Below are 23,976 nucleotides of genomic sequence, written 5' to 3'. Positions count from 1 at the left end.
TCCTACGCATCGCTCAACCTGCAGGAGCGCGAGATGCACACGATCGCGGGCATGGCCCGCTCCTACAGGAGTCCGGTGCTACACCGGCGGCGTGGCGGTCGCGAGCGGAATCAGGGCTTGGCGAAATGGCGCTGCAGGCGCTGCAGGTCTTCCGGGGTGGTGACCTTGATGTTGTCGATGCGCCCTTCCACCATGCGCGGCTGGTAGCCCGCCCATTCCATGGCAGATGCCTCGTCGGTGATCGCCGCGTCGGCCACCAGGGCATCGGCGAGCGCGCGGTGCAGCGCACCGAGGCGGAACATCTGCGGGGTGTAGGCCTGCCAGACCACGCTGCGGTCGATGGTTTCGACCACGCGACCGTCGGCGCCGACGCGCTTCAACGTATCCCGCGCGGGAACGCCCAGCAGCCCACCGACGGCGTCGAATTCCAGCTCATCCAGCAGGCGATCGAGATCGGACCGCGCCAGGTTCGGGCGGGCGGCGTCGTGCACCAGCACCCAATCATCACTGCCGGCGCCCAGCTCGGTCAGGCGCAGCAGTCCGTTGAGCACGGAATCGGCACGCTCGCGGCCGCCGTCGGCACGCTGGATGCGTTCATTGGATGCGCTCGGCAGGGTCGGCCACCAGGGATCGTCGGTGGCCAGGCAGACCACCAGCCCCTTGAGCCGGGGATGGCCGAGGAAACAGTCGAGGGTACGTTCGAGAATGCTGCGACCGGCGAGGTCGAGGTATTGCTTGGGGCGGTCGGCGCGCATCCGCGAACCGATGCCGGCGGCCGGGATCACGGCCCAGAAGGCAGGAGTGGTCATTGCGCGAGCTGGTAGAGGGTTTCCTTGTCCTTGACCATGCCGAGTTCGTGGCGGGCACGTTCCTCGACCGTCTCGGTGCCTTTCTTGAGCTCGGCGACTTCCGCCTCGAGGATGCGGTTACGCTCGAGCAGGCGCTCGTTCTCGCCCTGCTGGTCGGCGATCTGCTTCTGCAGGTCGCGCACCTGCGCCAGGCTGCCATCGCCAACCCACAGGCGATACTGCAGGCCGGCCAGCGCCAGGATCAGCACGACGAACAGCCAGTAAGGGCTACGTAACCTCAACCTTCAGCTCCCTGTACGCAAAGGGGTGGCTCCTGCCACCCCTTCACCGTACCAGACTCGGATCAGCCGCGGAATTCCGCGCGACCACGGTACGGCGCCTTGGCGCCCAGCTGCTCTTCGATACGCAGCAGCTGGTTGTACTTGGAAACGCGGTCGGAGCGGCAGAGAGAACCGGTCTTGATCTGACCAGCGGCAGTGCCGACGGCCAGGTCAGCGATGGTGCTGTCCTCGGTTTCGCCCGAACGGTGCGAGATCACGGCGGTGAAACCGGCGGCCTTGGCCATCTGGATGGCTTCCAGGGTCTCGGTCAGCGAGCCGATCTGGTTGAACTTGATCAGGATCGAGTTGCCGATCTTCTCGTCGATGCCGCGCTTGAGGATCTTGGTGTTGGTCACGAACAGGTCGTCACCGACCAGCTGCACCTTCGCGCCGATCTTGTCGGTCAGGACTTTCCAGCCAGCCCAGTCGGACTCGTCCATGCCGTCTTCGATGGAGATGATCGGGTAGCGCTGGGTCAGGCCGGCCAGGTAGTCGGCGAAACCTTCGGCGCTGAACACCTTGCCTTCGCCTTCCAGGTCGTACTGGCCGTCCTTGAAGAACTCGGAGGAGGCGCAGTCCAGGGCCAGGGTCACGTCTTCGCCCAGCTTGTAGCCGGCGTTGGCGACGGCTTCGGCGATAGCGGCCAGGGCGTCTTCGTTGGAAGCCAGGTTCGGCGCGAAGCCGCCTTCGTCACCCACGGCGGTGTTCAGCCCACGGGCCTTCAGCACGGCCTTGAGGTGATGGAAGATCTCGGCGCCCATGCGCAGCGCGTCGGCGAAGTTCTTGGCGCCCACCGGCTGAACCATGAACTCCTGGATGTCGACGTTGTTATCGGCGTGCTCGCCGCCGTTGATGATGTTCATCATCGGAACCGGCATGGAGTACTGGCCCGGGGTGCCGTTGAGGTCGGCGATGTGCGCGTACAGCGGCACGCCCTTGGCCTGAGCGGCGGCCTTGGCGGCAGCCAGGGACACGGCCAGGATGGCGTTGGCGCCCAGCTTGCCTTTGTTCTCGGTGCCATCGAGGTCGATCATCGCGTGATCCAGACCTTTCTGGTCAGCCGCGTCCTTGCCCAGCAGCAGGTCGCGGATCGGGCCGTTGATGTTGGCCACGGCTTTCAGCACGCCCTTGCCCAGGTAACGGCTCTTGTCGCCATCGCGCAGTTCGAGGGCCTCGCGGGAACCGGTGGATGCACCGGACGGGGCGCAAGCGCTGCCGACGATGCCGTTGTCCAGGATCACGTCCGCTTCAACGGTCGGGTTGCCGCGGGAGTCCAGGACCTCACGGCCCTTGATGTCGACGATCTTTGCCATTCTTGATAACACTCCGAAGATAGAGATAAACGGGGCGGCTGGTGAGACATCAGAACCTGCTCGATGCCCCGCCGAGCTTGACGCTACGGGGCGCAACGAGCGGATTCTCAGGCAGTCTCGATGGTGGGGAAACTCTTGACCAGGTCATCCAGCTGCTTGAGCTGGGACAGGAAAGGCTCGAGCTTGTTCAAGCGCAGCGCGCACGGGCCGTCGCATTTGGCGTTCTCGGGGTCCGGATGGGCCTCCAGGAACAGGCCGGCAAGGCCCTGGCTCATGCCGGCCTTGGCCAGGTCGGTGACCTGGGCGCGGCGACCGCCGGCGGAATCGGCGCGGCCGCCCGGCATCTGCAGGGCATGGGTCACGTCGAAGAACACCGGGTACTCGAACTGCTTCATGATGCCGAAGCCGAGCATGTCCACCACCAGGTTGTTGTACCCGAAGGAGGAGCCACGCTCGCAGAGGATCAGTTGGTCGTTACCGGCCTCCTCGCACTTGCGCAGGATGTGTTTCATCTCCTGCGGTGCGAGGAACTGGGCCTTCTTGATGTTGATCACCGCGCGGGTCTTGGCCATGGCCACGACCAGGTCGGTCTGCCGGGACAGGAAGGCCGGCAGCTGGATGATGTCGCAGACCTCGGCCACCGGAGCGGCCTGGTAGGGCTCGTGCACGTCGGTGATGACCGGCACGTTGAAGGTCTTCTTGATCTCTTCGAAGATCTTCAGCCCCTCTTCCATACCCGGACCACGGAACGAGGTGATCGAGGAACGGTTGGCCTTGTCGAAGCTGGCCTTGAACACGTAGGGGATACCCAGCTTCTGGGTGACCTTCACGTACTCTTCGCAGACCTGCATGGCCAGGTCGCGCGACTCCAGCACGTTCATGCCGCCGAACAGCACGAACGGCAGGTCGTTGCCGATCTGGATATCACCGACGCGGATGATCTTCTGGCTCATGCTCAGGCTTTCCCGGCTTGTTTCAGGGCGGCGTTGACGAAGCCGCTGAACAGCGGGTGGCCATCACGCGGGGTGGAGGTGAATTCCGGGTGGAACTGGCAGGCCACGAACCACGGATGGTCCGGCGCTTCCACGACTTCCACCAGCGCGCCGTCGCCGGAGCGGCCGGAAATCTTCAGCCCGGCGGCTTCCAGTTGCGGACGGAGATTGTTGTTCACTTCGTAGCGGTGACGGTGACGCTCGACGATCACGTCCTTGCCGTAGCAGTCGTGCACCAGGGTGCCGGCGGACAGCAGGCATTCCTGGGCGCCCAGGCGCATGGTGCCGCCCAGGTCGGAAGCCTCGGTGCGCACTTCGGTGGCGCCGGTGGCGTCCTGCCATTCGGTGATCAGGCCGACGACCGGATGGCCGCTGGACTTGTCGAATTCGGTGGAGTTGGCATCGGTCCAGCCCAGCACGTTGCGGGCGTACTCGATGACGGCCACCTGCATGCCCAGGCAGATGCCCAGGTACGGAACCTTGTTCTCGCGGGCGTACTGCACGGCGGTGATCTTGCCTTCCACGCCGCGCAGGCCGAAGCCGCCCGGCACCAGGATGGCGTCGGCGCCTTCGAGCAGGCTGGTGCCCTGCTGCTCGATGTCCTCGGAGTCGATGTAGCGCAGGTTGACCTTGGTGCGGCTCTGGATGCCCGCGTGGGTCATGGCTTCGATCAGCGACTTGTAGGCGTCGAGCAGTTCCATGTACTTGCCGACCATGGCGATGGTGACTTCGCGCTCGGGGTTGAGCTTGGCGTCGACCACGCGGTCCCACTCGGACAGGTCGGCCGGGCCGCACTCCAGGCCGAAGCGCTCGACGACCAGGTCATCGACGCCCTGGGCGTGCAGCACGGAGGGAATGCGATAGATGGTGTCGACGTCTTCCAGCGAGATGACCGCGCGCTCTTCCACGTTGGTGAAGAGGGCGATCTTGCGACGGGAGGAGACGTCCACCGGATGGTCGGAACGGCAGACCAGGATGTCCGGCTGCAGGCCGATGGAGCGCAGTTCCTTGACCGAATGCTGGGTCGGCTTGGTCTTGGTCTCGCCCGCGGTGGCGATGTACGGGACCAGCGTCAGGTGCATCAGCATGGCGCGGCGCGAGCCGATCTCCACGCGCAGCTGGCGAATGGCCTCGAGGAAGGGTTGCGACTCGATGTCACCCACGGTGCCGCCGACTTCAACCAGGGCCACGTCGGCATCGCCGGCGCCCTTGATGATGCGACGCTTGATCTCGTCGGTGATGTGCGGAATCACCTGCACGGTGGCGCCCAGGTAGTCACCACGGCGCTCCTTGCGCAGCACGTCCATGTAGACGCGGCCGGTGGTGAAGTTGTTGTTCTGGGTCATCGTGGTACGAACGAAGCGCTCGTAGTGGCCCAGATCGAGGTCGGTTTCCGCGCCGTCGTGGGTGACGAACACCTCACCGTGCTGGAACGGGCTCATGGTGCCCGGATCGACGTTGATGTAGGGGTCCAGCTTGAGCATCGTGATCTTCAGGCCACGCGCTTCCAGAATGGCAGCCAAGGAAGCCGAGGCGATGCCTTTCCCCAATGAAGAAACAACACCACCCGTGACGAAGATGTAGCGCGTCATGAAAAGCCCTGAATGTCAGCGTTTAGGCGGCTCGGCCGCCGGGGAAGCGAAGGTGTCGGGTACAAGACCCGGCTCACGACTTCGTCGTGAAAATAGCGAACTCCCGCTGATTCCGGGGGAATCGACGGGAGCGGTACAAGACGGGAGCGTAGTCTACCGGAAAGCGGCTATCAGCTCAAACCCGAGTCATTCGTCGGAGGTGTCCAGCGCAGCGTCCACCCCTGCCCCGCCTCCACCCGCAGGCCCGGCAGCAGCGCCACGCCGAGCAGTTCGTCGGCGCGCCAGAGCAGCGGCAGACGACCGCGCAGGAAGGCCGGAATGGCCGCTTCATTGAGCAGCCGCTTGAGATCCCGACTGCCGCGTCCGACCAGCGTCATGGTCTCTCCGCCCTGCCGGTAACGCACCACCAGCGGCCCGCTCGGCGGCGCACCCTCGAAATGCAGCGAACCATTGGTGGGCAGCAGAAGCGGCTGCGACGGATCGCGCCAGGCCTGATCCGACGGCACGAAACCGAACCAGGACCTGGCCAGCCACCAGAGCCGGCCGTGGGCACGGCGCAGCTCGCCATCGGCGAGGCGCCAGATCGGCTCGGCGTCTTCACGGGCATCGCGCAGGTCCTGCCAGCCGGCCCAGTGCGCGCTGTCCGGCAGGCGCGCGAGAGGCGCAAGCCAGTGACGCAATGCATTGCGCTGGCGCGGCTCGCTCAATTCGGCCAGGGCCGCGATGGCCAACGATGGCAATGGCATGCCGATGTATTCGTTACGCGCCCCCGCCTGGTGCAGGTCGTTCTGTGCCAGTTCGCTCAGCAACCCGTCGGCTTCCGCCAGGTGCTCGGCGCTGCGGGCAATGGTCTCGACGGCCGCGGGCCAGCGCTGGACGATGCCCGGCAGTACCTGGTTGCGCAGGTAGTTGCGGTCATGGTCATCGCAGGCGTTGGACGGGTCCTCGACCCAGCTCAGCCCCTCGTTGCGGGCATAGCGCTCGAGCTCAGCGCGCGTTATCCCCAGCAGCGGACGCAACAGCATGCCGGCCCCCAGCGGACGGCTGGCAGCCATGCCAGACAGGCCGCGCACCCCGGCACCCCGGAACAGCCGGAACAGCACGGTTTCCGCCTGGTCATCGCGGTGCTGGCCGGTCAGCAGGCATTCGCCCTCTCCCAACGCCGCGGTGAATACGCCATAGCGAGCGTCACGCGCAGCGCGCTCGAGGCTCGCGCCGTCGTCGACGCGCACGCGGGCAACCTGCAAGGGCACGCCCAGTTCATCGCAAAAGCGCTGGCAATGCGCGGGCCAGGCATCGGCGACGGCCTGCAGGCCATGGTGCACATGAATAGCGGTGATCGGCGGCACGGCCTCGCGGGAAGCGAGTCGCACCAGCAGGTGCAGGAGAACGGTGGAATCCAGCCCGCCGGACAAGGCGACACGCCACGCCGGCGCACAGCGCCAAGGGGCGAGAACACTCAGCAGTCGGGATTCGAGTTCAGCAGACATGGCGCAGGTCGGCAGGGTCGGGGACGAGGCCAGCATACCTCGTCACCCACGCTGCGCCGAAGGCGTCGATCAGGCGACGCCGTAGCTCATCAGGCGCTCGTAGCGGCGCGCCAGGAGCTCGTCGGTGCTCAGCTGGTTCAGGGTGTCCAGTTGGCCGAGCAGGGACTGGCGGATGGTCTGCGCCATGGCCGCCGGGTCGCGATGGGCGCTGCCCAGCGGCTCGGGGATGACGTTGTCGACGATCCCCAGGTCCTTCAGGCGGTTGGCGGTGATGCCCATGGCCTCGGCCGCTTCCGGCGCCTTCTCGGCAGTACGCCAGAGGATGGAGGCGCAACCTTCGGGCGAGATCACCGCGTAGGTGGAATACTGCAGCATGTTCAGCTGATCGCAGACGCCGATGGCCAGCGCGCCGCCGGAGCCGCCTTCGCCGATGACGGTGGCGATGATCGGGGTTTTCAGGCGCGCCATGACGCGCAGGTTCCAGGCGATGGCTTCGCTCTGGCCACGCTCCTCGGCATCGATGCCCGGGTAAGCGCCGGGGGTGTCGATGAAGGTGAGGATCGGCATCTTGAAGCGTTCGGCCATTTCCATCAGGCGGCAGGCCTTGCGGTAGCCTTCCGGACGCGGCATGCCGAAGTTGCGGCGCACCTTCTCGCGTACTTCGCGGCCTTTCTGGTGACCGATGATCATCACCGGCTGGTCTTCCAGGCGGGCAACGCCGCCAACGATGGCAGCGTCATCGGCGAAATGACGGTCGCCGTGCAGCTCTTCGAACTCGGTGAAGATGTGCTCGATGTAGTCCAGGGTATAAGGACGACGCGGATGGCGCGCGAGCTGGGCGATCTGCCAGCTGGACAGGTTGCCGAAGATGTTCTCGGTCAGCGCCTTGCTCTTCTCCTGCAGACGGGAGATTTCGTCGGTGATGTTCAGCGCGTTGTCGTTACCGACCAGGCGCAGCTCTTCGATCTTGGCGTGCAGGTCGGCAATGGGCTGTTCGAAATCGAGAAAATTCGGGTTCATGGGCTATCCGTCGTTCTGTTGGCGGCTGGGCCTGGTCCGTAGGCGCCCTACCTTACGGTATCGGGCGCCGAGGGTCGAGACTGGCGGGCGGGCGGCCTTCGGCCACCGCTCACGCTAGCGGTAGTTCAGGAAGACGTTGTCGCGGCCGAACTGGTCACGCAACGCTTGAATCAGGTTGTCTGCCGGGTCGATCCGCCACTGCTCGCCGAACTGCAGCAACGCACGGGCCGACTCGCCGCTGTAATCGACCGTGACCGGGCAGCTGCCGCGGTGACGGGTGCACAGATCAGCCAGCCAGCGCAGGCGGTCGCCCTTGAGCGCATCGGCATGCACCCGCACCCGCAGGCTTTCCGCGAGGGAGGTGCGGGCCTCTTCGAGCCCCATCACGCGCTTGGCGCGCAGGCGCAGGCCACCGGAGAAATCGTCCTGGCTGACTTCGCCTTCGATCACCACCAGCGCGTCGGTCTGCAACAGCGCCTGGTTGGCGGCGAAGGCTTCGGCGAACAGCGAGGCCTCGATACGGCCGGAGCGGTCGTCCAGGGTCACGAAGCCCATCTTGTCGCCGCGCTTGTTCTTCATCACCCGCAGGTTGACGATCAGGCCGGCAACGGTCTGGGTATCGCGCGCCGGCTTGAGTTCGACGATGCGCTGGCGGGCAAAACGTCGCACCTCGCCTTCGTACTCGTCGATGGGGTGGCCGGTCAGGTACAGGCCGAGGGTGTCCTTCTCGCCCTTCAGGCGCTCCTTGAGATTGAGCTCCTTGACCTTGCGATGGTTGGCGTAGACGTCGGCCTCCGGCTCGGCGAAGACGCCGCCGAACAGGTCCATGTGGCCGCTGTCATGGCTGCGCGAGGTCTGCTCCGCGGCTTTCACGGCTTCTTCCATGGACGCCAGCAGCACCGCGCGGTTGATGTCGACGTGGGCGTGGTAGGCCTTCTGCTCTTCGTGGAAGTGAGGGCCGAGGCGGTCCAGCGCACCGGCGCGAATCAGCGCCTCCAGGGTGCGCTTGTTGACGCGCTTGAGGTCGATGCGATCGCAGAAATCGAACAGGTTCTTGAACGGCCCGCCCTCGTTGCGGCACTCGGTGATGGCTTCCACCGGGCCTTCGCCGACGCCCTTGATCGCGCCGAGGCCGTAGACGATCTGGCCCTCGTCATCCACGGTGAAGCGGAACTCGGAGTTGTTAACGTCCGGCGCGAGAATGCGCAGCTTCATGTGGCGGCACTCTTCGATGAGCGTCACCACCTTGTCGGTGTTCTGCATATCCGCGGTGAGTACCGCGGCCATGAACGGGGCTTTCCAGTGGGTCTTCAGCCAGGCGGTCTGGTAGGACACCAGGCCGTAGGCGGCCGAGTGGGACTTGTTGAAGCCGTAGCCGGCGAACTTTTCCACCAGGTCGAAGATGTTGCCCGCGAGGTTGGCGTCGATGCCATTGCCGGCGCAACCTTCGATGAAGCCGCCGCGCTGCTTGGCCATTTCCTCGGGCTTCTTCTTGCCCATGGCGCGACGCAACATGTCCGCGCCGCCGAGGCTGTAGCCCGCCATCACCTGGGCGATCTGCATCACCTGTTCCTGGTACAGGATGATGCCGTAGGTGGGCTTGAGCACGGGTTCCAGGCCTGCGTACTGGTAGTCCGGGTGGGGGTAGGAAATCTCTTCGCGGCCGTGCTTACGGTTGATGAAGTCGTCCACCATGCCCGATTGCAGGGGGCCGGGGCGGAACAGTGCCACCAGTGCGATGAGGTCCTCCAGGCAGTCCGGCTTGAGCTTCTTGATCAGCTCCTTCATGCCGCGCGATTCAAGCTGGAATACCGCGGTGGTTTCCGCCTTCTGCAGCAGGTCGTAGGTCTTCTTGTCGTCCAACGGGATGCGGTCGATGTCGACCAGCTCGGTCTCGCCGTTCTTGCGCTGGATGCGATGGATGATCTCCATCGCCCACTTGATGATGGTCAGGGTACGCAGGCCGAGGAAGTCGAACTTCACCAGGCCGGCGGCCTCCACGTCGTCCTTGTCGAACTGGGTCACCAGGCCCGCGCCCTCTTCGTCGCAGGCAATGGGGGCGAAATCGGTGAGCTTGGTGGGCGCGATCACCACGCCGCCGGCGTGCTTGCCGGTGCCGCGGGTGATGCCTTCGAGCTTGAGGGCCATGTCCCAGATTTCCTGGGCTTCCTCGTCGGATTTGAGGAAGTCGCGCAGCATTTCTTCCTGTTCGAAGGCCTTCTCCAGGGTCATGCCCACTTCGAAGGGAATCATCTTCGACAGCTTGTCCGCCAGGCCGTAGGACTTGCCCTGTACCCGTGCCACGTCACGCACCACCGCCTTCGCGGCCATGGAGCCGAAGGTGATGATCTGGCTGACCGCATTACGGCCGTAGGCACCGGCCACGTAGTCGATCACCCGGTCACGGCCTTCCATGCAGAAGTCGACGTCGAAGTCGGGCATGGAAATACGTTCGGGGTTGAGGAATCGCTCGAACAGCAGGTCATAGGCCAGCGGGTCGAGGTCGGTGATCTTCAGCACGTAGGCGACCAGCGAGCCGGCGCCCGAACCCCGGCCGGGGCCGACCGGCACGCCGTTGTTCTTGGCCCACTTGATGAAGTCCATCACGATCAGGAAGTAGCCGGGGAAGCCCATCTGGATGATGGTGCCCAGCTCGAATTCCAGGCGGTCGACGTAGACCTGCCGCTTCTCTTCGTAGTTGGGCGTGGTTTCCTTCGGCCACAGCACCGCCAGGCGCTCCTCCAGGCCCTCGTAGGAGACATGGCGCAGGTAGTCGTTGATGTCCATGCCTTCGAAGGGAATCGGGAAGTTGGGCAGGAAGTACTTGCCCAGCTGCACGTCGATGTTGCAGCGCTTGGCGATCTCGACGGAGTTCGCCAGAGCCTCGGGGATGTCGCTGAACAGCTCGGCCATTTCCTCCGGGCTTTTCAGATACTGCTGGTCGGAGTAGTTGCGCGAGCGGCGCGGATCATCCAGGGCGCGGCCTTCGCCGATGCACACGCGGGTTTCGTGCGCCTCGAAGTCTTCCTGCTTGATGAAGCGCACATCGTTGGTGGCCACCAGGGGCGCACCGCTACGCTCGGCCAGGGCGACGGCGGCATGCACGTGCTCTTCGTCGTTGACCCGGTGGGTGCGCTGGATGTCGAGGTAGAAGCGATCCGGGAAGACCTCCAGCCACTCGGCCAGCAGCGAGTCGGCCAGCGCATCGTCGCCTTCCAGCAGGGCCATGCCGATCTCGCCCTCCTTGGAGCCGGACAGCGCGATCAGGCCTTCGGCGGCCTCCTTCACCCACTGCCGCTCGATGATGATCTCGCCGTTGCGCTGACCATCCTGCCAGCCACGGGAAATCAGCTCGGTCAGGTTGCGGTAGCCCTTGGGATTCATCACCAGCAACGTCAGGCGGGTCAGCGGGCCGTCATCGTCGCGGTTGGCCAGCCAGATATCGGCGCCGCAGATCGGCTTGATGCCACCGCCCATGGCGGTCTTGTAGAACTTCACCAGCGAACACATGTTGTTCAGATCGGTTACCGCCACCGCCGGCATGCCCGCTGCGCCAACCGCCTTGATCAGCGGCTTGACCCGTACCAGGCCGTCGACCAGGGAGAATTCGGTGTGCAGACGCAGGTGAACGAAGGTGGCGGTCATGGTGGTCCTTGGCAAACGCGAAAAACGGCAAGCCCCGGATTGTACCGGGGCCGTCCGCAAAGCTACAGGGATCAATCGGCCAGCCGTCGCGCCGGCTGACCGGGGTCATCGGCGGGGCGCTGGCCGCGAGGAATTCCAGAGTAATAACAGGGTGTTACAGGATGCCGGCGGGATTTTCCAGCAGGTCGCGCACCGGGCCGAAGGAGCGCCGATGGATGGGCGTCGGGCCCAGGCGCTTGAGGGCTTCCAGGTGCACCGGGGTGGGATAACCCTTGTGCCCGCCGATCCCATAGCCGGGGTACAGCGCCTCCATTTCCTGCATTTCGCGGTCACGGCTGACCTTGGCCAGGATCGATGCCGCGGCAATGGCCGGCACCTTGGCGTCACCCTGCACCACCGGAGCGGAAGGCACCTTGAGCTTCGGGCAGCGGTTACCGTCGATCAGCGCCAGTTTTGGCGTAACACTCAAGCCTTCCACGGCGCGCTGCATGGCCAGCATGGTGGCGTGCAGGATGTTCAACTGGTCGATCTCGTGCACATCGGCACGGGCGATGAACCAGGCCAGAGCCTTCTCGCGGATCTCGTCGAACAGTGCCTCGCGACGGGCTTCGCTGAGCTTCTTCGAGTCGTTGAGCCCCTGGATCGGGCGCGCCGGGTCCAGGATCACCGCCGCCGTGACCACCGGGCCGCACAGTGGGCCACGGCCTACTTCGTCGACGCCGGCGACCAGTTCTTCCACCAGGGTGAAATCCAGGCCCATCTGCATCAGCGTTTCTCCACCAGGGCGAGCACCGCATCGGCGGCCTGCGCGGACGCATCCTGGCGCAGGGCGCGGTGGATGGCGTCGAAGGATTCGGTTTGCACACGACCGTCATCGAGCAGCGGCAGCAGCGTCGTGGCCAGCGCCTCGGGCGTTGCCGCATCCTGGATCAGCTCGGGCACCAGCAGGCGACCGGCCAGCAGGTTGGGCAGCGAAATGTAGGGGCTCTTCACCAGGCGCTTGAGGATGCGGTAGGTCATGGGCGCCACCTTGTAGGCGACGACCATCGGCCGCTTGTACAGCAAGGCTTCCAGCGTCGCGGTGCCGGACGCGATCAGCACCGCGTCGCAGGCGGCCAGCGCCTCGTGGGAGGCGCCGTCGAGCAACTGCACCGGCAGGTCGCGACCGGCGAGCATCGCTTCGATCTGCACGCGGCGCTCGGGACTGGCGCAGGGCAGCACGAAGCGCAGATCGGGGCGATCCGCCAGCAGGCGCTGGGCGGTATCGAGGAACAGCGCGCCGAGCTTGCCGACCTCCCCTCCCCGGCTTCCCGGCAGCAGCGCCACGACACCGGCAGTCGGCGGCAGGCCGAGACGCTCGCGCGCCCCGGCACGGTCGGCTTCCAACGGAATAGTGTTGGCCAGCGGATGACCGACGAAACGCACCGGCACCGCATGTTCTTCGTAGAAGCGCGCCTCGAAGGGAAACAGCGCGAGCATCAGGTCGCAGGCTTGCTTGATCTTCAGGACACGCTTCTGCCGCCAGGCCCAGACCGACGGGCTGACGTAGTGCACCGTGCGGATACCCGCGCGGCGCAGCTTCAATTCGATGTTCAGGTTGAAGTCCGGCGCGTCGATGCCGATGAACACGTCCGGCTTGGCGGCGATCAGCATCTTCACCAGGTCCTTGCGCCGGCGCAGCAGTTCGCGCAGGCGGCCAAGTACCTCCACCAGCCCCATGACGGCCAGGCGCTCCATCGGAAAGTGCGACTGCAGCCCTTCGGCCTGCATGCGCGGACCGCCGACACCGATGAACTCGATGTCGGGGTGGCGCTGCTTGAGCGCGTGCATGAGGCCGGAGCCGAGGATATCGCCGGACGCCTCGCCCGCGACCAGGGCGACGCGCAGCTTGCGTGCGGTCGGTTGCACGGTCAGCGGGTGATGCCGCGGGTGGAACTCTGGATGGAGTCGCGGAACACGGCGACTTCCGGGAACTGCTCGGAGGCTTCGCCCAACTCGGCCAACGCCTCATCCACCGTCAGGCCCTGGCGGTAGACCACCTTGTAGGCCCGGCGCAGCGCCTGGATCGACTCGGCGCTGAAGCCCCGACGGCGCAGGCCCTCGAAGTTCATGCTGCGGGCCTCGGCGGGGTTGCCGAAGACCGTGACATAGGCCGGGACGTCCTTGCCGATGGTGGTGCCCATGCCGGAGAAGGCGTGCGCACCGATGCGGCAGAACTGGTGGACCAGGGTGTACCCGGAGAGGATCGCCCAGTCATCCACATGAACATGACCCGCCAGGGCGGTGTTGTTCACCAGAATGCAATGGTTACCGATCACACTATCGTGGCCGACGTGAACGTAGGCCATGAACAGGTTGTGGTCGCCAATGGTGGTTTCCGAACGATCCTGGATGGTGCCGCGATGGATGGTGACACCCTCGCGGATCACGTTGTGGTCGCCGATCACCAGGCGAGTCGGCTCGCCCTTGTACTTCAGGTCGGGGGTATCTTCACCGACGCTGGAGAACTGGAAAATCCGATTGTGCTTACCGATCTTCGTGGGGCCTTTGACCACCACGTGCGGACCGATCACCGTACCTTCGCCGATCTCCACATCCGGCCCGACCATGGACCAGGGGCCCACCTGTACGTCGTCAGCCAGCTTTGCGCGCGGGTCGATGATGGCGCGAGGATCGATCAAACTCATAGTTTGCGTTCCGCACAGATGATTTCGGCCGAGCATACCGGCTTGTCATCGACGGTGGCATGGCAGTCGAACTTCCAGATGCCACGCTTGACGCTGATGAACTGGGCATTGAGCTGCAACTGGTCACCCGGCAGTACCGGCTGGCGGAAGCGCAGCTTGTCGGAACCGACGAAGTAATACAGGGTGCCGTCGGCCGGCTTCACGTCGAGCATCTTGAAACCGAGGATGCCGGCCGCCTGGGCCATGGCCTCGATGATCAGCACGCCCGGCATGATCGGATGTTGCGGGAAGTGGCCATTGAAGAACGGCTCGTTGATGCTGACATTCTTGTAGGCGCGAATGCGCTTGCCTTCGATGTCCAGCTCCACCACCCGATCCACCAGCAGGAAAGGGTAGCGATGAGGCAGGTATTCGCGAATCTCGTTGATGTCCATCATGTTCAGGGGAGCCTGTTCAGAAAAGGGAAACGCCAAAAAATGCGTGGATCACGCATCTGATGGAGCGTCTCCGCTTGGGGTCACGGCGGCCAGGCGCTTTTCCAGCTGCTGCAGACGACGGGCCATGTCATCCAGCTGACGAATGCGCGCGGCGCTTTTCTTCCATTCCGCCGCGGGCTGCATGGCGGTACCGGAGGAGTAGGAGCCCGGTTCGGTAATCGAACGGGTCACCATGGTCATCCCGGTGACGAAGACGTTGTCGCAGATCTCGATGTGACCGACCAGCCCCACGCCACCGGCGAGCATGCAATGCTTGCCGATCTTGGCGCTGCCGGAAATCCCGCAGCAGCCGGCCATGGCGGTGTGATCACCGATCTGCACGTTGTGGGCGATCATGATCTGGTTATCCAGCTTCACGCCATTGCCCACCAGGGTATCGGACAGCGCGCCCCGATCGATGGTGGTATTGGCGCCGATCTCGACGTCATCCCCCAGGGTAACGCCGCCAATCTGCGCGATTTTCTGCCAGACGCCCTTGTGGTTGGCGAAGCCGAAGCCCTCGCCACCCAGCACGGCGCCGGACTGGATCACAACGCGCTTGCCGATACGCACGTCGTGATAGAGCGTCACGCGCGGTGCCAACCAGCCATCCTCGCCGATGACGCTGCGCGCGCCGACGAAGCAGTGGGCACCGATGGTGACGTTCGCGCCGATCTGCGCACCCGCCTCGATCACCGCGTAGGGACCGACACTGGCCGTCGCATCGACCTGCGCCCCCTCATCGACCACCGCGGTGGGATGAATGCCGACCGGGGCCTTCGGCTTGCGGTCGAACTGGTGGGACAGGCCGGCATAGGCCAGATAGGGATTGGCAACGATCAGCGCATTGCCGCCATAGCCTTCGGCGTCCGCGGCGGTCAGCAACACGGCGCTGGCCTGGCTGCCGTCGAGGAACTTGCGGTACTGCGGATTGGCCAGGAAGCTCAGTTGGCCGGCGCCTGCGTCCTGCAGGGTAGCCAGCCCGCTGATCACCTGAGCGGGATCGCCGCGCAACTCGGCATCGAGTTGCGCAGCCAGTTCGGCGAGTGTGAAGGACTGCTGGGTCATCATCAGCGCAGTTGATTCATGCGCTCGATGACTTGGCGGGTGATGTCGTACTGCGGCTTCACGTCGACCACGGCACCACGCTCGACCACCAGGTCGTAACCACCTTTCTTGATGGTCTCCTCGACGGCCTGGTCCAGCTTCGGCTTGAGCTTCTTGAGCATGTCACGATCGGCGACGGCCTTCGCTTCGTTCAGCTCCTTGGACTGGAACTGGAAGTCGCGGGCCTTCTGCTTGAAGTCGCTCTCGGCCTTTTCACGCTCCGAATTGGACATCTTGCTGCCACCGTTGACCAGCTTGTCCTGCAGGGACTTGGCGTCGGTTTCCAGCGCCTTGAGCTTGCTCAGTTGCGGGCCGAACTTCTTCTCGGCGTCCACGGCGTACTGCTTGGCCGCATCCGACTCGAGGAGTGCCATCTGATAGTTGAGCACCGCGATCTTCATGTCGGCGAACGCGGGGCTCGCTGCCAGGGCGGCGGTGATCAGGACGAACTGGGTCAACTTACGCACAATGCACTCCTGCACAAAGCATGGTTGTCATTACAACGATACGGCCAATTAGAAGGTCTGTCCCAGGGAGAACTGGAAGATCTGGGTCTCGGCGTTGTCCGGCTTCTTGATCGGGGTCGCCAGGCTGAAGCTCAGCGGGCCCAGCGCGGTGATCCAGGTCAGACCGACACCGGCGGACATCGCCATGTCCTGGAACTTGACGCCATCGCAGCCCTGGGTGGTGGAAATCGGGCAGTCGGTGTCGAACACGTTACCGATGTCATAGAACAGCACGGTACGCAGTTGGCGCTGGTCCTTCACGAACGGCAGCGGGAACAGCAGTTCGGCACCGCCGGTGATCAGGATGTTACCACCGAAGGCTTGCGGGTCCTGATCCGGGTCGGTGTAGCGACCTTGGTCATCCGGACCGTCGCCATTGTTGCGAGCCTTACTGGGCGTACTGCGCGGGCCGAGCGAGCTGTCCTTGAAGCCACGCACCGAGTTGAAACCGCCGGCGTAGTAGTTCTCGTAGAACGGCAGGCGATCGGTATCGCCGTAGGCGCCGCCGTAACCGAGCTCGGTATGGAAGCGCATGGTGTAGGTTTCGGTGAGCGGGGCGAAGATCTGGCCGCGGTAATCGAGCTTGTAGAACGACAGGTCGCTACCCGGAACGGTGGTTTCCAGCACCAGGCTCTGGGAGTGGCCGCGGTTGGCCAGCACGCCCTTGTTCAGGGTCGATTCGGACCAGCCGATGGACGCCTTGAAGTTGGTGAAGCTGTCGCCTTCCTTCTCGATGAAGTCGAAGATCTCGTCGACGGTGTAGGCGCCGGTGTCGATCTCGTCGCGCTGCACGGTCAGGCCGTAGGTCAGGCGCGAGGTTTCGCTGATCGGGTAGCCGATGCTGACGCCGGCACCCAGGCTGTTCACCGAGTAGCTGGAAACGTCGACGTCGAGCTTGTCGTAGTCAGTCTTGCGGTAGAAAGCGTTGTAGCCCAGGCTCACGCCGTCGACGGTCCAGTAGGGGTCGACGAAGCCGAAGTTGTAGCGGGTCTGGTAGTCGGACTTGGTCAGGCCGATGCTGACCTTGTTACCGGTACCCAGGAAGTTGTTCTGGCTGATCGAGCCGCCGAGGATCAGGCCGGCGCTCTGGGCGAAGCCCACGCTGGCGGTGATCGAGCCGGAGGGCTGCTCTTCCACGCTGTAGTTGACGTCGACCTGGTCGTCGGTACCCGGAACCGCCGGGGTCTCGACGTTGACTTCCTTGAAGTAGCCCAGACGCTCCAGGCGCTGCTTGGACTGGTCGATCAGGTAGGTCGAGGCCCAGCCGCCTTCCATCTGGCGCATTTCGCGACGGAGTACTTCGTCCTCGGTCTTGGTGTTGCCACGGAAGTTGATGCGGTTGACGTAGGCGCGCTTGCCCGGATCGACCACGTAGGTGATCGAGACGGTCTTGTTCTCGTCGTTCGGCTCGGGCACGCCGTTCACGTTGGCGAAGGTGTAGCCCTCGTTACCCAGGCGGCGGGTAATCAGGTCGGAGGTGGTGGTCATCACCTTGCGGGAGAACACCTGGCCCTTCTTCACCAGCAGGAGCTTCTTCACTTCGTCTTCCGGCACCTTCAGGTCGCCGGAGAGCTTCACGTCGCTGACGGTGTACTTCTCACCTTCGTTGACGTTGACGGTGATGTAGACGTGCTTCTTGTCCGGGGTGATCGACACCTGGGTGGAGGCGATATCCATGTGGATGTAGCCGCGGTCCAGGTAGTAGGAACGCAGACGCTCCAGGTCGCCGGAGAGCTTCTCACGGGAGTACTTGTCGTCGTTCTTGAAGAAGGACAGCCAGTTGGTGGTCTTCAGTTCGAACAGGTCGGTCAGGTCTTCTTCGGAGAAGACGGTGTTGCCCACCACGTTGACATGGGCGATGGCCGCCACGGTGCCTTCGTTGATGTTGATCTTCAGCGCGACGCGGTTGCGCGGCTGCGGCACCACTTCGGTTTCGATCTCGGCGGAGTAGCGGCCCTGGGCCACGTACTGGCGCTGCAGTTCGTTACGCACGCCTTCCAGGGTCGCACGCTGGAAGATTTCGCCTTCGGACAGGCCGGACTGCTTCAGGCCCTTCATCAGGTCTTCGGTGGTGATGGCCTTGTTGCCCTCGATCTCGATGCTGGAGATGGAGGGACGCTCAACTACGTTGACGATCAGCACGTTGCCGTCGCGGCTGAGCTGGATGTCCTGGAAGAAGCCGGTCTTGAACAGCGAGCGGGTCGCTTCGACCAGGCGGCGATCGTCGATCTGCTCGCCGACGTTCAGCGGCAGCGCCGCGAACACGCTGCCGGCAGACACGCGCTGCAGGCCGTTGACCCGGATATCGGAAACAGTGAAGGACTCGGCGTGAACCTGGGCGATCATCAGCGCGGAAAGGGCCGCGGGAAGCAGAAAGCGTTTCATGGAGTCCTTTTAATTCCAACTGACAAATAAAGAATCTGCCGCAAGTGGCGGCAGATCCGAAATCCAACGGGCGGTTACAGTCGACTCAGATCGTTGACCAGGGCCAACAACATGACCCCGACTACCAGGCTGATGCCAATTTGCATCCCCCAAGCCTGGACCCGCTCCGACAGTGGGCGACCGCGCACCCACTCGACCATGTAGAACAGCAGATGCCCGCCATCGAGGACAGGAATCGGCAACAGGTTGAGAACCCCCAAACTGATGCTCAGATAGGCGAGGAAATGCAGAAAATCCCCTACGCCGGACTGGGCTGAAGCGCCCGCCACTTTAGCAATGGTTATCGGCCCGCTCAAGTTTTTTACCGAGAGCTGCCCGAGCACCATTTTCTTTAGAGAATCCAGAGTTAGCAGGCTCATGGACCAGGTTCGGGAGAGCGCCTGGCCCACTGCCGCCACCGGCCCGTAGCTCACTTCGCGGAGCATTTCCGGCGGCCACTGCCCGCCAGCGACGCCCGCGCCCAGGTAGCCGGTACGGGCTTTGCCCTCGCCTTTGGCCGCCAGGGTCAGGGACAGCTCCTCGCGCTGGCCGGCGCGTTCGATGCCCAGGGTTACCTTGCCCTCCGGCAGCGCGCGGACACGCGAAACCACTTCTTGCCAATCCGTGACCGATTGACCATCCAGAGTGACGATCCGGTCACCGATCTGCAGGCCGGCAGCCTTGGCCGGGCCCTTGTCGTCCAGTTCGGCGATCACCGCCGGCACAGCGGGCCGCCAGGGCTGGATGCCCAGGCCGCCGATGGGATCGGGGTTTTCTTCATTTTTCAGCCAGGCATTGATGCGCACCTGGTGCACGGCCGGCACGGTGGAGCCTTGCTCCAGCACCGAGACGCTCAGATCGCCGGTTTCGCCCAGGCGGCGGACCAGCTGCAGATTGACGCCACTCCAGCCGTCAACGGCCTCGCCGTCCACCGCGACCACTTCCTGTCCGGCCACGAGCCCGGCTTGCGCTGCCGGGCTGTCCGCCACCACCGAGCCGATGATGGGCTTGATCTGCTGGCTGCCGAGCATGGCCAGCACCCAGAAGAACAGGATGGCGAGGAGGAAGTTGGCGACCGGGCCGGCGGCCACGATGGCGATGCGCTGGAAGACGCTCTTGCGGTTGAACGCCTGATCGAGCAACTCGGCTGGCACCTCGCCTTCGCGCTCGTCCAGCATCTTGACGTAGCCACCCAGGGGAATGGCGGCGACGACGAACTCGGTGCCGTGGCGATCATGCCAGCGCACCAGCGGCGTGCCGAACCCCACGGAGAAGCGCAGAACCTTGACGCCGCAGCGGCGGGCAACCCAGAAGTGTCCGAATTCGTGGAAGGTGACCAGTACGCCCAGGGCGACAATCAGTCCCACCACCATATAAACGGCGCTCATCGCTACCTCCTCGGGCTCAGCGCCCGCGTTCCTGCAACCACGCCTGCGCGGCGTCGCGTGCGCGCTGGTCGGCCGCCAGCACCGCATCGAGCGATTCGACCGGCGTCGGCGCCTCGCGGTTCAGCACCTCGTCGATGATAACCGGGATATCCGTGAAGCGGATGCGCCGTTCGAGGAAGGCGGCAACCGCCACTTCGTTCGCCGCATTGAGCATCGCCGGCACGCTGCCGCCCGCCTCCGCGGCCTGGCGCGCCAGGCGCAGACAGGGGAAACGCTGCTCGTCGGGCGCGGAAAAATCCAGCCGGGCGATGGAGAACAGGTCCAGCGGCGAAACGCCGGAATCGATTCGCTGCGGCCACGCCAGAGCATGGGCGATGGGCGTGCGCATGTCCGGGTTGCCCAACTGCGCCAGCACCGAGCCATCCACGTAATCCACCAGGGAATGGATCACGCTCTGCGGATGGATCACCACCTCGACCTTCGACGGCGGCGCGTCGAACAGCCAGCAGGCCTCGATCAGTTCCAGGCCCTTGTTCATCATGCTCGCCGAATCGACGGAGATCTTCCGCCCCATCGACCAGTTGGGATGCGCGCAGGCCTGCTCAGGCGATACGTCGTGCAACCGCTCCAGTGGCTTCTCGCGGAACGGGCCGCCGGAAGCGGTCAGCAGGATACGGCGCACGCCGACCTGCCCCAGCCCGCGGGCGTAATCCGCCGGCATGCACTGGAAGATCGCGTTGTGCTCGCTGTCGATGGGCAGCAGCACCGCTCCACTGGCACGCACGGCGTTCATGAACAGCGCGCCGGACATCACCAGCGCTTCCTTGTTGGCCAGCAGCACCCGCTTGCCAGCCTCGACAGCCGCCAGGGTGGGCTTCAGGCCGGCGGCACCGACGATGGCGGCCATCACCGCATCCACCTCGGGATGGGCGGCAATCTCGCAAAGGCCGGCTTCACCGACCAACACCTGCGCCTCGAGACCGGCAGCGCTCAGGCGCTCCTGCAAGGCGCGCGCCTGGTCGGCGTGCGGCACCACGACGAAACACGGGCGATGGCGCAGGCACAGCGCCTCCAACTCAGCCAGGCGGGAGAAGCCGCTGAGCGCGAATACGCGGTAACGATCCGGGTGACGCCCGATGACATCCAGAGTGCTGAGGCCGATCGATCCGGTCGCCCCCAGCACGGTAATCCACTGCGGATGGCTCACGGCGTACCCCAGCCCACCGCCCAGAGCAGCGCGGTAAACACCGGAATGGCGGCGGTCAGGCTGTCGATGCGATCCAGCACCCCGCCATGGCCGGGCAGCAGGTTGCTGCTGTCCTTGAGGCCCGACTGGCGCTTGAACATGCTCTCGGTGAGGTCGCCGATCACCGACAGGGCCACCACGATGGCCGCGCACGGCAGCGCCAGCAGCAACTCGCGGACGGTCCAGTCGCGATAGATGGAGACAGCAACGGTGATAGCCAGGCACAGCGCCAGGCCGCCGAAGAAGCCTTCCCAGCTCTTGCCGGGGCTGACCCGCGGGGCCAGCTTGCGCTTGCCGAAGGCCTTGCCGGAGAAGTAGGCGCCGACATCGGCCGCCCAGACCAGCACCATCACCGCGACGATCAGCCAGTTGGACAGCGGCCACTGCTTGAGCAGTACCAGGCCCTGCCAGGCCGGCAGCAGAATCAGCAGACCGATCAGCAGGCGCCGCCAGCGGCCGCCCCAGCTCGACGCGCTGTCCGGGTAGGTCAGCACCATCACGATCGCCAGGCCCCACCAGAGCAATGCCAGCACCAGCACGGCGCCGGCCAGCTGCGGCAGCCAGGCGAGCACCAGCATCAGCACGGCGACCACGGCGGCATAGCCGACGCGGGCAGGTTGTTCGTTATAGCCGGCCAGGCGCGCCCATTCCCAGGCGCCCAGGCTGACCACCAGGCCGATGAACAGCGAGAACGCCGCACCGTCGAGCAGGAAGAAACCACCCAGCGCGATCGGCAGCAGGATCAGCGCCGTGATGATTCGTTGTTTCAACATGACGGGGGCGCCTCGGCCTCGACCTGCTCACTGGTCTTGCCGAAGCGGCGCTGACGAGAAGCGAAGTCCTGCAACGCAGCCTGCATGGCGTCGTGCTTGAAGTCGGGCCAGTAGAGATCGGAGAAATACAGCTCGGCGTACGCCAGCTGCCAGAGAAGGAAGTTGCTGATGCGGTGCTCGCCACCCGTGCGGATGCACAGGTCGGGCAGCGGCTGGTCACCGGTGGAAAGACAACCCTGGATCAGCTCCGGGGTGATCTCTTCCGCCGCCAGGTGGCCGGCCTGCACCTCACGGGCGAGACGTTGCGCCGCCTGGGTGATGTCCCATTGGCCGCCATAATTGGCCGCCACCTGCAGCAACATGCTGCCGCCATTGGCGGTCAGCGCTTCGGCCTCGCGCATTGCCGCCTGCAATTCCGGGGCGAAGCGGCTGCGGTCGCCGATGATGCGCAGGCGGATGCCGTTGGCGCTCAGCTTGCGCACCTCACGGCGCAGGGCTATGAGGAACAGCTCCATCAGTGCGCCGACCTCGTCGGCCGGGCGCTGCCAGTTCTCGCTGGAGAAGGCGAACAGCGTCAGGACCTCGACGCCTGCCTCGGCGCAGGTCTTGATCACCGCACGGACAGCGTCCACACCGGCCTTGTGCCCGGCCACGCCAGGCATCAGGCGTTTCTTCGCCCAGCGATTGTTGCCGTCCATGATGATCGCCACGTGCCGGGGCACGGGCGTCACCTGCTTGGTCTTTTCCATGACGAGAGCCCGGCCGTCAGACGGCCATCAGATCCGTTTCCTTGGCCTCGAGGGCCTTTTCGATCTCGGCGACGAACTTGTCGGTGATCTTCTGGATCTCCTCGCCAGCGCGACGCTCTTCGTCCTCGCTGATTTCCTTCTCTTTCTGCAGGTCCTTGAGCTGAGCCAGCGCGTCGCGGCGGATGTTGCGCACGGAAACGCGAGCCTGCTCGGCCTCGGCGCGGGCCTGCTTGGTGAAGCCCTTGCGGGTTTCCTCGGTCAGAGCTGGCATCGGAACGCGGATGGTGGTGCCGGCGGTCGCCGGGTTCAGGCCCAGGTCGGAGGTCATGATGGCCTTCTCGACCGCCTGGATCATGGTCTTGTCGAAGACGCTCAGGGCCAGGGTGCGGGAGTCTTCCACGGTGACGTTGGCCACCTGGCGCAGCGGCGTGTCGGAACCGTAGTAGGACACCATCACGCTATCCAGGATGCTGGGGTGCGCACGGCCGGTACGAATCTTGGCGAAGGCATGGCCCAGGGCTTCCAGGGTCTTGCCCATACGATCCTGCGCTTCCTTCTTGATCTCGTTGATCATCTCAATCCTCCTCGATCAGGGTGCCTTCAGCACCACCTACAACAATATTCAGCAGCGCGCCGGGCTTGTTCATGTTGAACACGCGCAGCGGCATTTTCTGGTCCCGGCACAGGCAGATGGCGGTCAGGTCCATCACGCCCAGCTTGCGATCGAGCACTTCATCGTACGTCAGGCGTTCGAATTTCTCGGCATTCGGGTCCTTGAACGGGTCGGCAGTGTACACGCCGTCCACCTTGGTCGCCTTGAGTACTACGTCAGCATCTATTTCGATGGCGCGCAGGCAGGCGGCGGAATCGGTGGTGAAGAACGGGTTGCCGGTACCGGCGGAGAAGATCACCACTTCGCCACTCTTGAGGTGGCGCATGGCCTTGCGGCGGTCGTAGTGATCGGTCACGCCGACCATGGAGATGGCGGACATGACGATGGCGGTGATGTTGGAACGCTCCAGGGCGTCACGCATGGCCAGGCCGTTCATCACGGTGGCGAGCATGCCCATGTGGTCGCCGGTGACGCGATCCATGCCGGCCGCGGACAGCGCCGCGCCACGGAACAGGTTGCCGCCACCGATCACCAGGCCGACCTGCACGCCGATACCGACGAGCTGGCCGATCTCCAGCGCCATGCGGTCCAGCACCTTGGGATCGATGCCGAACTCCTCGGAGCCCATCAGGGCTTCGCCGCTCAGTTTTAGAAGAATGCGTTTATAGCGAGGTTGACGAGCGCTCAGCTGCTGAGCCATGACCTTTTTCTCCTGCGGCGATTGAATGCTGTGCGCCTTGTGGGCGCTTGGCGGAAAGCTTGGACCAGCCAGCCTTACGGCGCCTTTAACCCGCCGTGCGGGCCCGCGCCGTGGAAACCGCCCCTT

21 protein-coding genes are annotated in these 23,976 nt (G+C 64.7%); all 21 read right to left on the bottom strand.

The window, feature by feature from the left end; translation table 11 throughout:
- Nucleotides 1–110: 110 nt before the first annotated feature.
- Entirely contained in the window at nt 111–809 is a 699-nt protein-coding gene (gene ispD, locus ACNFIA_RS26460; RefSeq protein WP_416789943.1) for a 2-C-methyl-D-erythritol 4-phosphate cytidylyltransferase, read from the bottom strand.
- Nucleotides 806–1,090 (bottom strand): cell division protein FtsB, encoded by a 285-nt coding sequence (ftsB, locus tag ACNFIA_RS26455; protein WP_017521200.1) that lies wholly within the window; start codon nt 1,088–1,090, stop codon nt 806–808. Before ftsB ends, ispD begins: the two co-directional genes overlap by 4 nt.
- Before the next feature lie 62 nt (nt 1,091–1,152).
- A complete protein-coding gene (eno, locus tag ACNFIA_RS26450) occupies nt 1,153–2,442 on the bottom strand; it encodes a phosphopyruvate hydratase (RefSeq protein WP_259756562.1) in 1,290 nt (429 codons plus the stop codon).
- Between the two features lie 107 nt (nt 2,443–2,549).
- A complete protein-coding gene (gene kdsA / locus ACNFIA_RS26445) occupies nt 2,550–3,395 on the bottom strand; it encodes a 3-deoxy-8-phosphooctulonate synthase (protein WP_416789941.1) in 846 nt (281 codons plus the stop codon).
- 2 nt (nt 3,396–3,397) lie between these two features.
- The gene (locus ACNFIA_RS26440; protein WP_207885427.1) at nt 3,398–5,026 is read right to left on the bottom strand and encodes a CTP synthase; all 1,629 of its coding nucleotides are present in this window, start codon (nt 5,024–5,026) and stop codon (nt 3,398–3,400) included.
- A gap of 170 nt (nt 5,027–5,196) precedes the next feature.
- Nucleotides 5,197–6,516 carry a tRNA lysidine(34) synthetase TilS gene (tilS, locus tag ACNFIA_RS26435; protein WP_416789939.1) on the bottom strand — a complete coding sequence of 440 codons (1,320 nt, stop codon included), beginning with the start codon at nt 6,514–6,516 and terminating at the stop codon, nt 5,197–5,199.
- A gap of 69 nt (nt 6,517–6,585) precedes the next feature.
- Nucleotides 6,586–7,536: an acetyl-CoA carboxylase carboxyl transferase subunit alpha gene (gene accA, locus ACNFIA_RS26430; protein ID WP_259756567.1), complete on the bottom strand. Its 951-nt coding sequence runs from the start codon at nt 7,534–7,536 to the stop codon at nt 6,586–6,588.
- A gap of 114 nt (nt 7,537–7,650) precedes the next feature.
- Nucleotides 7,651–11,181 carry a DNA polymerase III subunit alpha gene (gene dnaE, locus ACNFIA_RS26425; RefSeq protein WP_416789937.1) on the bottom strand — a complete coding sequence of 1,177 codons (3,531 nt, stop codon included), beginning with the start codon at nt 11,179–11,181 and terminating at the stop codon, nt 7,651–7,653.
- Nucleotides 11,182–11,335: 154 nt separating this feature from the next.
- A complete protein-coding gene (gene rnhB / locus ACNFIA_RS26420; protein WP_416789936.1) occupies nt 11,336–11,947 on the bottom strand; it encodes a ribonuclease HII in 612 nt (203 codons plus the stop codon).
- Nucleotides 11,947–13,068 carry a lipid-A-disaccharide synthase gene (lpxB, locus tag ACNFIA_RS26415; protein ID WP_416790024.1) on the bottom strand — a complete coding sequence of 374 codons (1,122 nt, stop codon included), beginning with the start codon at nt 13,066–13,068 and terminating at the stop codon, nt 11,947–11,949. The genes rnhB and lpxB overlap by 1 nt, the downstream gene beginning before the upstream one ends.
- A 23-nt stretch (nt 13,069–13,091) precedes the next feature.
- Complete coding sequence (gene lpxA / locus ACNFIA_RS26410; protein WP_416789935.1) at nt 13,092–13,868, bottom strand: acyl-ACP--UDP-N-acetylglucosamine O-acyltransferase; 777 nt, start codon at nt 13,866–13,868, stop codon at nt 13,092–13,094.
- Nucleotides 13,865–14,305 (bottom strand): 3-hydroxyacyl-ACP dehydratase FabZ, encoded by a 441-nt coding sequence (gene fabZ / locus ACNFIA_RS26405; protein ID WP_259756577.1) that lies wholly within the window; start codon nt 14,303–14,305, stop codon nt 13,865–13,867. The genes lpxA and fabZ overlap by 4 nt, the downstream gene beginning before the upstream one ends.
- 48 nt (nt 14,306–14,353) lie before the next feature.
- Nucleotides 14,354–15,415 carry a UDP-3-O-(3-hydroxymyristoyl)glucosamine N-acyltransferase gene (lpxD, locus tag ACNFIA_RS26400; protein ID WP_416789933.1) on the bottom strand — a complete coding sequence of 354 codons (1,062 nt, stop codon included), beginning with the start codon at nt 15,413–15,415 and terminating at the stop codon, nt 14,354–14,356.
- Nucleotides 15,415–15,918, bottom strand: coding sequence for an OmpH family outer membrane protein (locus ACNFIA_RS26395; protein WP_259756581.1), 504 nt, complete (start codon nt 15,916–15,918; stop codon nt 15,415–15,417). The genes lpxD and ACNFIA_RS26395 overlap by 1 nt, the downstream gene beginning before the upstream one ends.
- 48 nt (nt 15,919–15,966) lie before the next feature.
- Nucleotides 15,967–18,342, bottom strand: a complete 2,376-nt coding sequence (gene bamA / locus ACNFIA_RS26390) for an outer membrane protein assembly factor BamA (RefSeq protein WP_416789931.1) — start codon at nt 18,340–18,342, stop codon at nt 15,967–15,969.
- A 74-nt stretch (nt 18,343–18,416) separates the two neighbouring features.
- A complete protein-coding gene (gene rseP, locus ACNFIA_RS26385) occupies nt 18,417–19,769 on the bottom strand; it encodes a sigma E protease regulator RseP (RefSeq protein WP_416789930.1) in 1,353 nt (450 codons plus the stop codon).
- Between the two features lie 16 nt (nt 19,770–19,785).
- Nucleotides 19,786–20,976 carry a 1-deoxy-D-xylulose-5-phosphate reductoisomerase gene (gene ispC, locus ACNFIA_RS26380; RefSeq protein ID WP_416789929.1) on the bottom strand — a complete coding sequence of 397 codons (1,191 nt, stop codon included), beginning with the start codon at nt 20,974–20,976 and terminating at the stop codon, nt 19,786–19,788.
- A complete protein-coding gene (locus tag ACNFIA_RS26375) occupies nt 20,973–21,788 on the bottom strand; it encodes a phosphatidate cytidylyltransferase (RefSeq protein WP_416789928.1) in 816 nt (271 codons plus the stop codon). Before ACNFIA_RS26375 ends, ispC begins: the two co-directional genes overlap by 4 nt.
- Nucleotides 21,782–22,537, bottom strand: coding sequence for a polyprenyl diphosphate synthase (gene uppS, locus ACNFIA_RS26370; protein WP_416789927.1), 756 nt, complete (start codon nt 22,535–22,537; stop codon nt 21,782–21,784). Before uppS ends, ACNFIA_RS26375 begins: the two co-directional genes overlap by 7 nt.
- Before the next feature lie 16 nt (nt 22,538–22,553).
- Nucleotides 22,554–23,111, bottom strand: coding sequence for a ribosome recycling factor (gene frr, locus ACNFIA_RS26365; RefSeq protein WP_259756593.1), 558 nt, complete (start codon nt 23,109–23,111; stop codon nt 22,554–22,556).
- 1 nt (nt 23,112) lies between these two features.
- Nucleotides 23,113–23,850, bottom strand: a complete 738-nt coding sequence (gene pyrH, locus ACNFIA_RS26360) for a UMP kinase (RefSeq protein WP_017521181.1) — start codon at nt 23,848–23,850, stop codon at nt 23,113–23,115.
- Between the last annotated feature and the right edge of the window lie 126 nt (nt 23,851–23,976).

The organism is Pseudomonas sp. NY15437 (assembly GCF_048068435.1).
Classification (GTDB): domain Bacteria; phylum Pseudomonadota; class Gammaproteobacteria; order Pseudomonadales; family Pseudomonadaceae; genus Pseudomonas; species Pseudomonas nitroreducens_B.
The sequence above is the reverse complement of the archived record's forward strand: the minus strand, read 5'-3'. Positions and strand labels throughout refer to the sequence as shown.